Origin of the sequence: Streptomyces shinuiensis (genome assembly GCF_043660855.1) — a bacterium.
In the GTDB taxonomy this organism is placed as follows: domain Bacteria; phylum Actinomycetota; class Actinomycetes; order Streptomycetales; family Streptomycetaceae; genus Streptomyces.
In genome coordinates, this window is record NZ_JBIHML010000001.1 from 3,668,722 (window position 1) to 3,683,683 (window position 14,962).

12 protein-coding genes, 1 pseudogene and 1 riboswitch are annotated in these 14,962 nt (G+C 74.0%); of the genes and pseudogenes, 11 read left to right on the forward strand and 2 right to left on the reverse strand.

The genetic code is table 11. The features are described from left to right. The first annotated feature begins 6 nt into the window (after positions 1-6). The 3 genes from ACGRHY_RS16785 (at position 7) to ACGRHY_RS16795 (ending at position 4,628) form a co-directional block, all read left to right on the forward strand. Complete coding sequence (locus ACGRHY_RS16785) at positions 7-738, forward strand: lysoplasmalogenase family protein (RefSeq protein WP_394636144.1); 732 nt, start codon at positions 7-9, stop codon at positions 736-738. A gap of 398 nt (positions 739-1,136) precedes the next feature. Continuing rightward, positions 1,137-3,110 (forward strand): M48 family metallopeptidase, encoded by a 1,974-nt coding sequence (locus tag ACGRHY_RS16790; protein ID WP_394636145.1) that lies wholly within the window; start codon positions 1,137-1,139, stop codon positions 3,108-3,110. A 69-nt stretch (positions 3,111-3,179) separates the two neighbouring features. Continuing rightward, positions 3,180-4,628: an MFS transporter gene (locus tag ACGRHY_RS16795; protein WP_394636146.1), complete on the forward strand. Its 1,449-nt coding sequence runs from the start codon at positions 3,180-3,182 to the stop codon at positions 4,626-4,628. A gap of 37 nt (positions 4,629-4,665) precedes the next feature. On the opposite strand, the gene ACGRHY_RS16800 is transcribed toward ACGRHY_RS16795, so the two are convergent. Further along, a complete protein-coding gene (locus ACGRHY_RS16800; RefSeq protein ID WP_394636147.1) occupies positions 4,666-4,995 on the reverse strand; it encodes a DUF4190 domain-containing protein in 330 nt (109 codons plus the stop codon). A 248-nt stretch (positions 4,996-5,243) separates the two neighbouring features. Here ACGRHY_RS16800 and ACGRHY_RS16805 point away from each other — a divergent pair, with 248 nt between their 5' ends. The 7 genes from ACGRHY_RS16805 to ACGRHY_RS16835 all read left to right on the forward strand — a co-directional run bounded on the left by ACGRHY_RS16805 (position 5,244) and on the right by ACGRHY_RS16835 (position 12,701). Beyond that, positions 5,244-6,620, forward strand: a complete 1,377-nt coding sequence (locus ACGRHY_RS16805; protein ID WP_394636148.1) for a cytochrome P450 family protein — start codon at positions 5,244-5,246, stop codon at positions 6,618-6,620. A gap of 129 nt (positions 6,621-6,749) precedes the next feature. Then, positions 6,750-7,763: a transglycosylase family protein gene (locus tag ACGRHY_RS16810; protein WP_394636149.1), complete on the forward strand. Its 1,014-nt coding sequence runs from the start codon at positions 6,750-6,752 to the stop codon at positions 7,761-7,763. 235 nt (positions 7,764-7,998) lie between these two features. Further along, positions 7,999-8,169: riboswitch (cyclic di-AMP (ydaO/yuaA leader) on the forward strand. 6 nt (positions 8,170-8,175) lie between these two features. After that, entirely contained in the window at positions 8,176-8,886 is a 711-nt protein-coding gene (locus ACGRHY_RS16815; RefSeq protein WP_394636150.1) for a LysM peptidoglycan-binding domain-containing protein, read from the forward strand. Between the two features lie 263 nt (positions 8,887-9,149). Then, entirely contained in the window at positions 9,150-10,439 is a 1,290-nt protein-coding gene (gene eno / locus ACGRHY_RS16820) for a phosphopyruvate hydratase (protein WP_394636151.1), read from the forward strand. A gap of 154 nt (positions 10,440-10,593) precedes the next feature. Then, the gene (locus tag ACGRHY_RS16825; protein WP_394636152.1) at positions 10,594-11,112 is read left to right on the forward strand and encodes an FtsB family cell division protein; all 519 of its coding nucleotides are present in this window, start codon (positions 10,594-10,596) and stop codon (positions 11,110-11,112) included. A 75-nt stretch (positions 11,113-11,187) separates the two neighbouring features. Next, on the forward strand, positions 11,188-11,727 hold the full coding sequence (locus ACGRHY_RS16830; protein ID WP_394636153.1) for a DUF501 domain-containing protein: 540 nt from the start codon (positions 11,188-11,190) through the stop codon (positions 11,725-11,727). Next, positions 11,724-12,701, forward strand: coding sequence for a Ppx/GppA phosphatase family protein (locus ACGRHY_RS16835; RefSeq protein WP_394636154.1), 978 nt, complete (start codon positions 11,724-11,726; stop codon positions 12,699-12,701). The genes ACGRHY_RS16830 and ACGRHY_RS16835 overlap by 4 nt, the downstream gene beginning before the upstream one ends. Before the next feature lie 77 nt (positions 12,702-12,778). On the opposite strand, the pseudogene ACGRHY_RS16840 reads toward ACGRHY_RS16835, so the two are convergent. Then, positions 12,779-12,961: pseudogene (locus tag ACGRHY_RS16840) on the reverse strand (type II toxin-antitoxin system RelE family toxin); the annotation flags it as partial. Between the two features lie 595 nt (positions 12,962-13,556). On the opposite strand from ACGRHY_RS16840, the gene ACGRHY_RS16845 reads away from it, so the two are divergent. Beyond that, positions 13,557-14,939, forward strand: a complete 1,383-nt coding sequence (locus ACGRHY_RS16845; RefSeq protein WP_394636155.1) for an NAD(P)/FAD-dependent oxidoreductase — start codon at positions 13,557-13,559, stop codon at positions 14,937-14,939. The last annotated feature ends 23 nt before the right edge of the window (positions 14,940-14,962 follow it).

Here is a 14,962-nt window from a genome sequence, read left to right on the forward strand (position 1 = left end):
GCCCCCATGACCACCCCCGTGACGATCTTCGCGACGGCTCTGGAGCGCGGCACGCGCCGCACCCGCCGGGCAGCGGCCCGGCTCACCCGCCCCGACGGGCACGGCCGGGGCGCGCTGGTCGCCTTCGGCGCGCTCGCGGCGGCCGACCTGCTGGCCACCGCCCGCCGTCCGCGCGGCGCCGCCCGTGCCGGCAAGCCGCTGCTGATGCCCGCCCTCGCCGCCCACGCGCTGCGCCGACGCGAGACGGCGGACGCCCCCGTCCCCAAGGCCCTACTGGCCGCACTGGCCTGTGCCACGGCCGGTGACACCGCCCTCCTCGCCGACGGGTACGAGCCCGCCTTCCTCCTGGGCATGGCCGCCTTCCTGGGCACCCAGGTCAGCTACACGGCCGGCTACGTACGCCAGGGCGCGCTGAAGGACCTGGGACGCCGCCCCTGGATCGCGGCGGCCGGCCTGGCCGGCTGGGCCGCGGCCAACGCCGCCATCGCCCCGGGCCTGGACAAGCGGCTGCGCCTGCCGGTGGCCGGCTACAGCCTCGCCCTGACGGCCATGGTCGTCACCGCCCTGGGCACCGGTGCCCGCGCGGGCACGGGCGCGCTGGCCTTCCTCGGCTCGGACCTGCTCATCGGCCTCCGGGCCGCCGGGCACGCCTTCCCCGGCCAGGAGGTGGCGATCATGGCGGGCTACCTCTTCGGCCAGTACCTGATCACCACCGGCTGGCCCGTCACGCCGGTGTGATTCGTGGTCGTCCACGATCTCCTGTGCCCCCGGCAGGGCCGGCCGGTGTTCCGCGGGAACTCCTCCGGGGTGCCGGACTCCCGGGGTCCGGGAAGGAGATCCGGGCGGCGATGACGCCCGGCACGATGGCCGCGATGCCCAGCCCGTCGCGGGGCCGCCGCTTGTGGACGGAGTGCCCGCACGGGCGGCGCGCAGGGGGCCGGTTCAGGACAATCCCGCGCGGTGCCGGCGGAGAGTTGATCAGCGACGGAGTGCCGTACACGGGACGCGCGCACGGCCGAAACCGTCCCCGGAACCCCGCGTTCCGTCGCCTTCCGCCCACAGCTGTGGAAAAACTGCTTCCGGTGGGTCGTCACCGGGGACGATGACAGCGGGGGACCGGGCCGGAGGGGGAGTGGATGACGGCGACGGCGGGCGCTCTGCTGCGGACCGCGCTGGCCCTTGTACTGGTGGGGGGCTTCTACGCGGTGTCGTGGGCGCTGGTGCTGGGCTACGCGGCCCTGTCGGCCTTTGTGCTGTGGATACTCCTGGTCGACGGCACGCGCATGACCACACCGGCGCCCCTGTACCTGGTCGCCTTCGGCCTGCCTGCCGTACTGGCGGTGCTGCGCGGGCTGTTCTCCGGCGGTCGCGCCCCGGCCGCCCGCGAGGGCCGGGCGGTCACCCGTCGGCAGGCCCCGCAACTGTGGGAGACGGTCACCGGCCTGGCGCGTGCGGTCGGCGCGCCCGAGCCGACCGAGATCCGGCTGACGCTGGAGGCCAACGCCTCCGTCAGCGAGGACACCCGTTTCGGCGCGGGAGCGGCCGCCCGGCGCATGGAGATCGGCGTACCGCTGCTGGCGGGGCTGAGCGGGGACGAACTGCGGGCGGTCCTCTGCCACGAGCTGGGCCACTACGCGCGCCGGCACACCCGGTTCGCGGCCACCGCCCACCGGGGCTCGGCCGCCCTGCACACGGCGCGCACCGGCATCGCCAAGGCGGCGGGGGGCAACATCGTGGTGGCGTCCTACACGGATTACCAGCGCTGGGCGCTGGGGATGTACGCGTGGCTGTTCGACGCCGTCACCTTCGGTGTGCGGCGGCGCCAGGAGTTCCAGGCGGACGCGGCCGCGGCGGCCGTCGTGGGACGGGCGGCCACGGCGTCCGCCCTGACCGCCGTCCACGCCGTCGGCGCGGCCTGGGCCGACTACCGGGCCCGGCTGCTGGACCCCATGGCCGGGCGCGGGCTGACGCCCGACGACCCGCTGTGCCCCTTCACCGAGATGCTGGCCGACCCCGAGTACGCCGAGGCGCTTCAGGAGTGGCGGCGCAGGATGCCGGAGCCGCCCCGCTCCCGGCTGGACTCCCACCCGCCGCTGAGCCGCCGTCTGGCCGCCCTCGCCCGTGTCCGGGACGCGCCGGGTCCCCCGGCCTCCTCGGCGGCGGGGCGGGTGGCGGACGCGTACGTCCGGCTCCCCGACGGTGTGTGGGGCTCCCTGCTGCGCCCGCTCCTGCCGCCGTCGGGGCCGCGCAGGCTCGGGCAGCCGTGGCAGGAGTGGCTGGACGACGCGGCCGAGGCGCAGATGGTCCAGGCCGTCGAGGACCTGCGCGGGCCCCTGGCCCGGCTCTCCGGGCCTGACGTCTCGCCGGAGCCCACCGTGGACGCCGTCCTGGGGCTGCTGGAGGCCGGGCGCGGCGCGGAACTGGCCGAGGCGCTGCACGAGGCGGGCTGGGGCACGGGCCAGTGGGGTCTGCCGGGATCGCCGGAGCAGGCTCTGGAGACCCTGGTGGGCCAGGGGCTGACGGGCGCCGGGCGGGCGGGGTGGAGCCTGCGCTGGACGGCGCCCAGCGCCCTGGTCGTCTACGACGACGAGGCCCGGGAGGCGGTGGAACTGGCGCGGGCGGCGGCGGCCGACCCCGAGGCCGCGTCCCCGCTGCGCACCCGCCTCGTCCTGTGCGGCGTCAACACCGCGGCTCCGCTGGACCGCACCGGCCCGATGGCCCGACCGCCCGGCGGGGCCGCCCCCGCCGCCGGGACCGGCACCGGCGGGTCCCGCCGGCTGAACGGCGGACCGGGGATGCTGGTGGCCGCGGTGGTGGTCATGGCGGTGTTCACCTGGAACCTGTTCACCGGGGACGACGCGACGGAGCGGCCCTCCGTCCCGGGCACACCGGTCGCCCCCCTCTTCCCGCGCCCCTCCTCGCACCTGCCGTACCCGCCGCTTCCGGGCGGCCCGCCGACCCTCGCGCCCCTCCCGACCGGCCCGGCGGCGGAGTGCGGCCCGGGGGAGATCCGTCTGGCGGGCGACTGCGTGTCGATCGGCGACCTCGTCGCCACACCGAACCCCGCCGTCACACCGGACCCCGGCGCCGCGCTCCGGTCGCCGGAGTGAGCGGGCCGCGCGGGGGCGGGGGCCGGACGGGAAGAACCGGGGCCGGGCGGCCGGTGGCGGCTCCTTAGCATGGGTGCCATGGACAAGTGTCCGGACGAGGCCGAGGAGACCCAGGCGGCACCGGTGCCCGGTCCGGCCCGGGCACCGTGGCTGATCGTGCTCGCCGCGTGTGCGGGCCAGTTCCTGGTCGTCCTCGACGTCTCCGTCGTCAATGTGGCCCTGCCGTCCATGCGCGCCGGGCTGCGGATGGACGCCGAGCAGCTCCAGTGGGTGGTCAACACCTACACGCTGACCTTCGCCGGGTTCATGCTGCTCGGTGGTCGGGCCGGCGACATCTTCGGGCGCAAACGCGTGTTCCTGGCCGGGCTCGGCCTGTTCACCGCCGCCAGCCTCGCCGGCGGCCTCGTACAGGAGCCCTGGCAGCTTCTGGCCGCGCGGGCCGTGCAGGGGACGGGGGCCGCCGTCCTCGCCCCGTCCACCCTGACCCTGCTCACCACCTCCGTCCCGGAGGGCCCGGCCCGCGCCCGGGCCATCGGCACCTGGACGGCGGTGGGCGCCGGGGGTGGCGCGGCGGGCGGGTTCGTCGGCGGTGTGCTCACCGACGCGCTGTCCTGGCGCTGGGTGCTGCTGGTCAACGTGCCCATCGGCGTGCTCGTGCTGCTCGCGGTGGCGCTCCGGCTGTCGGCGGACCATCCGGCCGGTGGTGCCCGCCGACTCGACGTGCCCGGCGCGGTGCTGGTCACCGGTGGTCTCGGCGCGGTGGCTTACGGCATCGTGCAGACGGAGGCGGCCGGCTGGGCGGAGTCGGTCACGCTCGTGCCCCTGCTGGGCGGGCTGGCGCTGCTGGGGGTTTTCGTCGTGGTGGAGTCCCGGGCCGGGGCGCCGCTGATGCCGCTGGGCCTGTTCCGGCTGCCGTCGGTCTCGGCGGCCAACGCCGCGATGTTCGTCTGCGGCGCGGCGCTGGTCTCCTCCTGGTACTTCATGTCGCTGTACATGCAGAACGTGCTGCTCTACACACCTCTCCAGGCGGGTCTGGGGTTCCTGCCGCACTCGCTCAGCGTCGTCGCCGGGTCCAAGCTCGCGCCCCGGCTGATGCACTGGATCGGGGCCCGGAACACCGCGCTGACGGGTGTGGCGCTGGCGGCGTGCGGTTTCCTGTGGTTCAGCTCGGTCATGGCCGCCGACGGCGGCTACGCGGCCACGGTGATGGGACCCGGGATAACCGCGATGCTCGGCACCGGACTGCTGGCCACCCCGCTGGCCTCCCTGGCCACCTCCGGCGCCCCGCAACGGGACGCGGGCGTGGTCTCGGCGATGGTGAACACCTCCCGCACCATGGGCGGCTCCCTGGGCCTGGCGGTGCTCTCCACCGTCGCGGCCTCCCGGATCACCGGCGAAGCCCCGGACGCCCTCGCTCCCGGTTACGCCCTGGCGTTCCGCACCGGCGCGGCGGTCCTGGGGTGCTGCCTGCTGCTGGTCGCGCTGACGCTGCCGGGTGAGGGCCGCCAGGTCCGGTGAGTCTGCGGGCGGTGCGGCCCGCGCACGTCGCGCGCCCTCACCAGTACCGGTCGCGCAGGTCGTCCACGCACTCCTGGCTTTCGGAGGAGGTGTCGGCGTTCCGCATGCAGTCGCGGAAGTCGTCGACCTCGTCGGAGTTGAGGAAGGCCACCGTGGCGGCGATGACGGCGGTGGAGAGCGCCAGACCGATGAAGCCCGTGATCGCGCCGGTGAGGGCCATCCACCCGTTGGTCGCCTCGCCCCGCCTGACGCGGCGGTAGCCGACGACACCGAACACGACCGCCAGCACCCCCAGGACCACACCGAGGAGAGCGGTCCAGAACATCACCAGGGCGATCAGCCCGAGCACGAGGGCTGCGACCCCCATCCCGTCGCGGGGCCGTGCCGGGGGCTCTGGAGGCGGCGGTCCGGGCTCCGGCTCCCCGTAGTGGCCCCAGTCCTGCGGAGGAGGGTAGGAGTGCGAGGGCACTGTGTCCCCTTTCGGAGATTTTGCCGTATCCGTCCTTCCGCTGTACCCGCCCTCCGGGCCGCCATGCCGCCGCCGGTCCGGTCCGGTGCGCCGGGAGCCCGGACCCCCTCCGCCGGGCGTGCGGAGGCCGCGTTAGCGTCGGGGGCGTGGACCACGAGAACGCCGGCGACGACCGCACCCCGCCCCCGCCCGCCGCCGCTGCCTCTCCTCGCCCACCCGCTGCTGCTTCTCCTCGCCCACCCGCTGCTGCTTCTCCTCGCCCACCCGCCCTGTTCTCACAGGAATTCGCCACCGACCCCTACCCCGCGTACGCCCGGCTGCGCGAGCACGCGCCCGTGCACCGCACCGTGCTGCCCAGCGGGGTGGAGGCGTGGCTGGTGACGCGGTACGCGGACGCGCGCGAGACGCTGGCCGACCCGCGGCTGAGCAAGAACCCCGCCCACCACAGCGAGGCCGCGCACGGCAAGGGGAAGGTGGGGATTCCGGGGGAGCGCGGCGCCAACCTGATGACGCACCTGCTCAACATCGACCCGCCCGACCACACCCGGCTGCGGCGGCTGGTGTCCAAGGCGTTCACCCCGCGCCGGGTGGCGGCCTTCGAGCCGCGCGTACGGGAGCTGGCCGACCGGCTCGTCGACGGCTTCGCGGAGCGCGGGAGCGCCGACCTCATCCACGAGTTCGCGTTCCCGCTGCCGATCTACGCCATCTGCGACATGCTCGGCGTTCCGGCCGAGGACCAGGACGACTTCCGCGACTGGGCCGGCATGATGCTGCGTCACTCCGGGGGGCGGCCCGCGGGCCCCCGGGGGAGCCACGGCGGCGGCCCACGCGGCGGGGTGGGCCGGGCCGTGAAGCGGATGCGCGCATACCTGGCCGACCTGATCCACCGCAAGCGCGGCGACCTGGGCGACGACCTGATCTCCGGTCTGATCCGGGCGAGCGACCACGGTGAGCACCTGACGGAGAACGAGGCCGCGGCGATGGCGTTCATCCTGCTGTTCGCCGGCTTCGAGACCACCGTCAACCTCATCGGCAACGGCACCTACGCGCTGCTGCGCCACCCGGAGCAGCGGCGCCGGCTCCAGGGCGCGCTGGCGGCCGGCGACACCGCGCTGCTGCACACGGCGGTGGAGGAACTGCTGCGCTACGACGGGCCGGTGGAGCTGGCGACCTGGCGGTTCGCCACCGAGTCGCTGGAGATCGGCGGGCAGCGGATCGGCGCCGGCGACCCGGTGCTGGTGGTGCTGGCCGCCGCCGACCGAGACCCGGCGCGGTTCGCGGACCCGGACACCCTGGACCTCACGCGCGGTGACAATCCCCACCTCGGATACGGCCACGGCATCCACTACTGCCTGGGCGCACCGCTGGCGCGGCTGGAGGGGCGGATCGCGCTCACGGCCCTGCTGGGACGCCTTCCCGACCTGCGGCTCGCGGCGGAACCCGCCGATCTGCGCTGGCGGGGCGGCCTCATCATGCGAGGACTGCGCGAACTGCCGGTCGAGTTCGAGCCGGTGCGCGGGTGACGCACAGTCATGTATGTGATCCGTGCGTGATCTGCGAGACACTGACTTGTGATGATCGGCCCGGTGACGCTACGTTCAGCCGTCAACCGCTCAACCTTGTCGGCTGTCCACGCACGAGAGGCTCCACACATGCTTTCCGGGAACGGTAGACACCGCCGCCCCCGCCAGGCTCCCGCCATCTTCGTCACGGCCGGAGCGACCGGCGCGGGATTCGCCATCCCCCTGCTCGGGGCGACGGGCGCGCAGGCGGCAGACCTCGGCACCTGGGACCGGGTCGCGCAGTGCGAGAGCGGCGGCCTGTGGAGCGCCGACACCGGCAACGGCTACTACGGCGGCCTCCAGCTCACCCAGGAGATCTGGGAGCGGTACGGCGGTACGGCGTACGCCGGGCGCCCCGACCTCGCCAGCCGCAGCCAGCAGATCGCGGTGGCCGAGAAGATCCTCGCCGACCGGGGGCCGGACGCCTGGCCCTCCTGCGGCGTCAACGCCGGGCTGCGCCACGACACCACCGGCGAGGCCCCGGCCATCGACCCGGACAACCTCCTGCCGGAGCCGGAGGAGGGCGCGCGGGACGGCGGGAGCGGAAAGGGCGGCGGGGGCCTGCCGGACGGCCTCCTGCCGGGCGGCGACGCGGAGGAGGGAGCCCCGGCCGCCGGCGGGGGCGGGACAGGAGGCGGCGGCGCGGAGGACACCGGCGCCCAGGACGAGCGGAACGCCCCGGAGGCCGACGGCGCCGAGGGTGACGAGGCCGGTGCCGGGGACGACGCCCGCGCCGAGGCCGGGAAGGGTACCGGAAAGCACCGCGGCGAGCGCGACCCGCGCGAACTGGAGCGGGAGGCGGAGGGCCGGGCCGCGGACGGCCGGACGCCGGAGGGCCGGGAGGCTGCCGGAGACGAGCGTTCCGGGGAGGCCGCCGACCGCTCCGCCCGCGCCGAGCGACCCGCGCTGGCGGGCACCGTGAGCGGTCTGGGAGCCCTCGGGAGGGACGAGGGCTATCTGGTGCGTCCCGGGGACTCGCTGGTGACGATCGCGCAGGAGCAGGACGTTCCGGGAGGCTGGAGCGGGCTGTACGAGAGCAACAAGGACGTCGTGGGTGAGGATCCGGACCTGATCCTGCCGGGACAGGAACTCACTCTCGGGTGAGTGCGGACGGCCCTGCGGGATGACCCTCCCGGGCGATTGCGGCGTGTCGTTCCTGTCCGGCCTAACGCTCCTCACCTGACCTGCGGGTTCCAGCCGCGAGGGCGTCAGAAAGGGTGAATCGGCGGTTTCTGACATGCTTTGAGACATATGCCCCGGTGTGCTTACCGTCGTCTCGCTCGCACCGCGAGTGCCACCGTCCGCAGCGCCTAATCCTGCCGGCGGCCGGTGGGCAGTCGTCGCGTCAGCGCCGAGGGCAGGAGCGGGGGAACCAGGTAGGCGCCGCCCCGGACCGCACGGTCCGGAGCGGCTTGGGGTGAAGTCGCCCGGGGCCCCGTGCCCCGGACGGCCGGGCTTGCTCACTGCCCGAACCCGACAGCTCACCTCGCAGGCGTCGGTGAGATAAGGGACGTCCATGCTGTTCACCGGCAAGGGGTACGACAGTCGCACCGCCAGGGCCGTCCGCGCGGCCGCGCTGACGGGCGCCGCGGGCGCCGCCATCGCCGTTCCGGTGGCGGGCGCGCCGGGCGCCTCGGCCGCGTCCGTCGACACCTGGGAGCGGGTCGCCCGGTGCGAGTCCGGCGGCGACTGGTCCATCAACACCGGCAACGGCTACTACGGCGGTCTGCAGTTCTCCCAGTCGAGCTGGGAGGCAGCCGGCGGCACCCGGTACGCGCCGCGCGCCGACCTTGCCACCAGGGAGCAGCAGATCGCCGTGGCCGAGCGGCTGCTGGCCATGCAGGGCCCGCGCGCCTGGGCCTGCGCCGAGAAGGGCGGCCTCACCGCCGGCGGGCCCGCGGCCGAGGTGGACCCGGGCGGCGGCCGCCCCGCCGGCCCCGACGCCGAGTCGCAGTCGCAGTCCCGGAAGCAGTCGCAGTCGCAGTCGCAGAAGCAGTCGCAGTCGCAGCGGCAGTCCCAGGAGCAGTCCCGGTCGCAGAGCGCCTTCGAGCGGGCGGACGGCCACCGGGGCGGTGCCGAGGCCGGCTACACGGTCAAGTCCGGCGACACGCTGCGCGCCATCGCCGCTGCCCACGGCACCACCTGGCAGCAGATCCACCAGGACAACGCCGACGTCATCGGCGACGACCCCAATCTGATCTTCCCCGGCCAGCAGCTCCGGGTCTGATCCCCTGCTGTGCCCGCCCCGGCGCCACTCCCGTCACCCGGCGGCGCCACCCCGGTGCGGTGTGTCACCTCCCTTGGCGGAGGGCGCACCGCACCGGGTTTATTCAATTTGGAAACAAAATGCCCCCACCTCTTCTGAGCTGCGATTTCACCATCCGTTCCGCCGTATGGCACGGGCTGTCGACGAGGTGGCGGGCGCGGGCCGGATAGGCTCGGGGCACTGAGACCCGACACACACGCCCGACACACACGAAGGAGACCCTCGTGCCGTCCATCGACGTCGTAGTGGCCCGCGAGATCCTCGACTCGCGAGGCAACCCCACGGTCGAGGTCGAGGTCGGCCTCGACGACGGCAGCACCGGCCGTGCAGCCGTTCCGTCCGGCGCCTCCACGGGCGCCTTCGAGGCCCTGGAGCTGCGTGACGGCGACAAGGGCCGCTACGGCGGCAAGGGCGTCGAGAAGGCCGTCCTCGCCGTCATCGAGCAGATCGGCCCGGAGCTGGTCGGGTACGACGCCACCGAGCAGCGCCTGATCGACCAGGCGATGTTCGACCTGGACGCCACCCCGGACAAGTCCTCCCTCGGCGCCAACGCCATCCTCGGCGTCTCGCTGGCCGTCGCCCACGCCGCCTCCGAGGCGTCCGACCTGCCGCTGTTCCGCTACCTCGGCGGGCCGAACGCGCACCTGCTGCCGGTGCCGATGATGAACATCCTCAACGGCGGATCGCACGCCGACTCCAACGTGGACATCCAGGAGTTCATGATCGCGCCGATCGGCGCCGAGTCCTTCTCCGAGGCGCTGCGCTGGGGCACCGAGGTCTACCACACCCTCAAGAAGGTGCTGAAGGAGCGCGGCCTGTCCACCGGCCTGGGCGACGAGGGCGGCTTCGCCCCGAACCTCGGCTCCAACCGCGAGGCGCTCGACCTCATCCTGGAGGCGATCGAGCAGGCCGGATACACCCCCGGCCAGGACGTCGCCCTCGCCCTGGACGTGGCCGCCTCCGAGTTCCACAAGGACGGTCGTTACGTCTTCGAGGGCCAGGAGCGCACCGCCGCCCAGATGACCGACTACTACGCCGAGCTGGTCGAGGCGTACCCGCTGGTCTCCATCGAGGACCCGCTGTTCGAGGACGACTGGGACGGCTGGAAGACCATCACCGAGCGCCTGGGCGACAAGGTCCAGCTCGTCGGTGACGACCTGTTCGTCACCAACCCCGAGCGCCTGGCCCGCGGTATCGAGGAGGGTGCCGCCAACGCCCTGCTGGTCAAGGTCAACCAGATCGGCTCCCTGACCGAGACGCTGGACGCCGTCGAGCTGGCCCAGCGCAACGGCTTCAAGTGCATGATGTCCCACCGCTCCGGCGAGACCGAGGACGTCACCATCGCCGACCTGGCCGTCGCCACCAACTGCGGCCAGATCAAGACCGGCGCCCCGGCCCGCTCCGAGCGCGTCGCCAAGTACAACCAGCTCCTGCGCATCGAGGAGATCCTCGACGACGCCGCGGTGTACGCCGGGCGCTCGGCGTTTCCGCGCTTCCGCTCCGCGGACCGGTAAGCGCGGTCGCTCCGCGAAGCGTTGAGCACGGCCGCCGCGGCGGCCGTGCCGTCACCGCGTCCCCGCCGCCGTCCCGTACGGTGGCGGGGACGCGGCGGCATACGGCGACGACACCGCGACGGCACGGCGACGACAGGGCAGCAGGGGAGGCGAGGTGGCCGCGGAACGGGACAGGTTCTCCACCGCGACCAGGCTCAGGGCACTGGGCGCACAGGCGGCGGAGCGCGTCTACCGAGCCCAGAACCGCCGGATGCGCGCTCCCCGGCGCAGCCGGCTGACCGGCCGCGCCGCACTGCTCGTCATGGTCCTGTGCTCGCTCGTCGTCGCCCTGGCCTACCCCATGCGGCAGTACGTCTCGCAGCGTGCGGAGATCGAGGAGCAGCGGCGCCTGGTCGAGGAACTGCGCGGCCGGGTCGAGGAGAAGCGCGATCTGAAGGCCCGCTGGAAGGACCCGGCCTACGTCGAGCGGATGATCCGCGAGCACCTGCTCTACGTGCGCCCCGGCGAGACCGGCTACATCCTCCCGCGCGGCACGGCCGACCGGGCCGGCGAGGGCGCCTCCCGTTCCCGCCGCACCGCCGAGTCCGGCCCCACCGAACAGGCCTGGTACCGGCACCTGTGGGACGGCGTGGACGCGGCGGACGCCTCCGGCGCCGCCGGACAGCGTCCCTGAACGCCCCGGACGCGATCCTTCCGCTCCGCCGGGCCCTCGCGCCCGGCCCCGACACCCCTGAGGCATCCTGGCCCTATGGAAACGCCCCCGCCCCGTACCGAGCACACCGCGCCGGCCGAAGCCGACGTCGAGGCATTCCAGCAGCAGCTCGGCCGCCCGCCGCGCGGTCTGCGCGCCATCGCGCACCGCTGCCCCTGCGGGCAGCCCGACGTGGTGGAGACCGCACCGCGGCTGGAGGACGGCACGCCCTTCCCGACCACGTACTACCTCACCTGCCCGCGCGCGGCCTCCGCGATCGGCACGCTGGAGGCCGAGGGCGTGATGAAGGAGATGACCGAGCGGCTGCGCACCGACCCGGAGCTGGCCGCCGCGTACCGCCGGGCGCACGAGGACTACATCGCGCGCCGCGACGCCATCGAGGTGCTGGAGGGCTTCCCCAGCGCGGGCGGGATGCCCGACCGCGTCAAGTGCCTGCACGTCCTGGTCGCCCACTCGCTGGTCGCGGGCCCGGGCGTCAACCCGCTGGGCGACGAGGCGATCGCCATGCTCCCGGAGTGGTGGCGCAAGGGACCGTGCGTGGGCACGGCCGGGGGCGGCGGAGAGGACGCGCGGTGACAGGGACGACGAACGGCACGACGGTCAGGGTCGCCGCCATCGACTGCGGTACCAACTCCATCCGCCTGCTCGTCGCCGACATCGACCGGGACACCGGCGAGCTGACCGACCTCGACCGCCGGATGACCATCGTCCGCCTCGGTCAGGACGTGGACCGCACCGGGCGGCTGGCCCCCGAGGCGCTGGAGCGCACCTTCGCCGCCTGCCGCGAGTACGCCGAGGTGATCCGCGCTCACGGCGTCACCCCCGGGCGCACCCGCTTCGTCGCCACCTCCGCCTCGCGCGACGCCGAGAACCGGGACGACTTCGTGCGCGGTGTCGTGGACATCCTGGGCGTCGAGCCCGAGGTGATCACCGGCGACCAGGAGGCCGGGTTCTCCTTCACCGGCGCCACCGGGGAGCTGGCGGGCGCGGAGCACCTGGAGGGGCCGTATCTGGTGGTGGACATCGGCGGCGGCTCCACGGAGTTCGTGGTGGGCGACGAGGGGGTGCGGGCCGCCCGCAGCGTGGACGTCGGGTGCGTCCGGCTGACCGAGCGCCATCTGCTGTGCGACGGCACGATCACCGACCCTCCCTCGAAGGCGCAGATCGCCGCCATGAGGGCGGACGCCGAGGCCGCGCTGGACCTGGTGGAGAAGACCGTCCCGCTGGCCGAGGCGCGGACGCTGGTGGGGCTGGCCGGTTCGGTCACCACCGTCGCAGCCGTCGCGCTGGAGCTGTCCGAGTACGACCCGTCCGCCATCCACCACTCCCGGATCGGCGCGGAGAAGGTCGCGGAGGTCACCGCACGCCTGCTGGCCGCCACCCACGACGAGCGCGCCGCCATCCCCGTGATGCACCCGGGACGGGTGGACGTGATCGGTGCGGGTGCCCTGGTCCTTCAGACGATCATGGAGCGCACCGGGGCCCGGGAGGTCGTGGTCAGCGAACACGACATCCTCGACGGCATCGCCCACTCCCGCGCCGCGCGCTGACCCGGCGCCCGGCCCACGGCGTCGCGGCCGGGGCCCTTCGGGCCCACGAAGGTCCCGGGGAGCCCCGGCCCTCGCGGATTCCGGCGGACGTCGCGCCGGCCGCCCACCGTCACGACAGGAACGACGAGTTCACCGTCGTCGGCCTGACAGGCGATCCGGTGGCTGCCGACCCGGAGCCGGTGGAGCCCGGACGGGCCGGTGAGTTCCCCGGCACCGGCGTCCTCGCGGCACGGGTCGTCGCCGAGCGCGGTCAGCGCGGACGGTGGCGCCGCCCCCGGCCGCGTCCGCGGCGAGGCCGGAAGTCCGCCGGGATCCCGGATTCGGCGCCGATGGGGGTGCATGCCCTCCCCGGCGGCGTGCGTGCGGCGCACCCTGCGGCCGGCAGGAGCGGCAGCAGTGCGGGACGGCGCATCAGACCCCCTCCCCGCCGGGGAAACACGATGTCAGGCGTGCGGGGGGCGGCGGTACCGCCGCCCCCCGCACGCCTGGAAGGCGCGATCGGGGCGTCGCGGGAGACCCCGCCGGGAAAGTTCGTGAAGTTCTTCACAAGGAAAAGCGCATCGACCCGCTATGTTACCTGCCGGTAGTGGCGATTCCGGGTCTCCGTGACCCGGAAGGGGTGGTTCCGGGGGCGTCGGAGTGCCGGACCCCTCCGGGGCGGCGGTCGCGCCGCTCGGCTCTTCCGGGGAGCGATTACGCAGCTCACGGCGGGTGTTGAACGTGCTGTGAGCTGCGCCGGTTCCCGTTTGCGGGTGTGGTTCCGGTCACGGGTCGGCGGAGTGTAACAGAAGAGGGTGAGATGCTTGTGAAGACCCTCACGAGGGGTGCCCCGGATGGCAGGGGATACTCGAAGGCATGAGCACCACGGAGCGTCCGCGAATCCTCGTAGTGGGTGGCGGGTACGTCGGTCTGTACGCAGCGCGCCGCATCCTGAAGAAGATGCGGTACGGCGAGGCGACCGTAACCGTCGTCGACCCGCGCTCGTACATGACGTACCAGCCCTTCCTGCCGGAGGCAGCCGCCGGGTCCATCTCCCCGCGCCACGTCGTCGTCCCGCTGCGGCGCGTGCTCCCCAAGGCGGAGGTCCTCACCGGCCGCGTCACCACCATCGACCAGGACCGCAAGGTCGCCGTGGTCTCGCCGCTGGTCGGTGAGTCCTACGAGCTGCCCTTCGACTACCTGGTCGTCGCGCTCGGCGCGGTCTCCCGCACCTTCCCGATCCCCGGCCTGGCCGAGAACGGCATCGGCATGAAGGGCGTCGAGGAGGCCATCGGCCTGCGCAACCACGTCCTGGAGCAGCTCGACAAGGCCGACTCCACGAACGACGAGGCCGTCCGCCGCCGGGCGCTGACCTTCGTCTTCGTCGGCGGCGGCTTCGCAGGGGCCGAGACCATCGGCGAGGTCGAGGACATGGCGCGCGACGCGGCCAAGTACTACAACAACGTCCGCCGCGAGGACATGCGCTTCGTCCTCGTCGACGCCGCGGACAAGATCCTCCCCGAGGTCGGTCCCGAACTCGGCAGGTGGGGTCTGGAACACCTCCAGAAGCGCGGCGTGGAGGTCTACCTGTCCACGTCCATGGAGTCCTGCGTCGACGGCCACGTGGTGCTCAAGAACGGCCTCGAGGTGGACTCCGACACCATCGTGTGGACCGCCGGCGTCAAGCCGAACCCGGCGCTGGCCCGCTACGGCCTGCCGCTGGGCCCGCGCGGCCACGTGGACACCGGGGCGACGCTCCAGGTCAAGGGCTCCGACTACATCTGGGCCGCGGGCGACAACGCCCAGGTCCCGGACCTCGTCGGCCGCGAGGCCGGCAACGAGAACGCCTGGTGCCCGCCGAACGCCCAGCACGCGCTGCGCCAGGCCAAGGTGCTCGGCGACAACGTGATGTCGGCCCTGCGGGGCTTCCCGCAGGCCGAGTACCGCCACGCCAACAAGGGCGCGGTGGCCGGCCTCGGCCTCCACAAGGGCGTCGCGATGATCGCCCTGGGCAAGCGGGTCAAGCTGAAGCTCAAGGGCCGGCTCGCCTGGTACATGCACCGCGGCTACCACGGCCTGGCGGTACCGACCTGGAACCGCAAGATCCGGGTCTTCGCGGACTGGACGCTCGCGATGTTCCTCAAGCGCGAGGTCGTCTCCCTCGGTGCCGTGGAGAACCCGCGCGAGGAGTTCTACGAGGCCGCGGCCCCGGTCTCGGCCGCCGTGCGGGAGTCCCGGCCCAAGGCCAAGGCCTCCTGACCGGGCGCCGGACACCGGCGCCC

Bases quoted from the DNA above. Each gene is read 5' to 3' on its own strand.
- ACGRHY_RS16785 (WP_394636144.1), top strand. From the start codon at position 7: ATGACCACCCCCGTGACGATCTTCGCGACGGCTCTGGAGCGCGGCACG.
- ACGRHY_RS16790 (WP_394636145.1), top strand. From the start codon at position 1,137: ATGACGGCGACGGCGGGCGCTCTGCTGCGGACCGCGCTGGCCCTTGTA.
- ACGRHY_RS16795 (WP_394636146.1), top strand. From the start codon at position 3,180: ATGGGTGCCATGGACAAGTGTCCGGACGAGGCCGAGGAGACCCAGGCG.
- ACGRHY_RS16800 (WP_394636147.1), bottom strand. From the start codon at position 4,995: ATGGGGGTCGCAGCCCTCGTGCTCGGGCTGATCGCCCTGGTGATGTTC.
- ACGRHY_RS16810 (WP_394636149.1), top strand. From the start codon at position 6,750: ATGCTTTCCGGGAACGGTAGACACCGCCGCCCCCGCCAGGCTCCCGCC.
- ACGRHY_RS16815 (WP_394636150.1), top strand. From the start codon at position 8,176: ATGCTGTTCACCGGCAAGGGGTACGACAGTCGCACCGCCAGGGCCGTC.
- ACGRHY_RS16830 (WP_394636153.1), top strand. From the start codon at position 11,188: ATGGAAACGCCCCCGCCCCGTACCGAGCACACCGCGCCGGCCGAAGCC.
- ACGRHY_RS16845 (WP_394636155.1), top strand. From the start codon at position 13,557: ATGAGCACCACGGAGCGTCCGCGAATCCTCGTAGTGGGTGGCGGGTAC.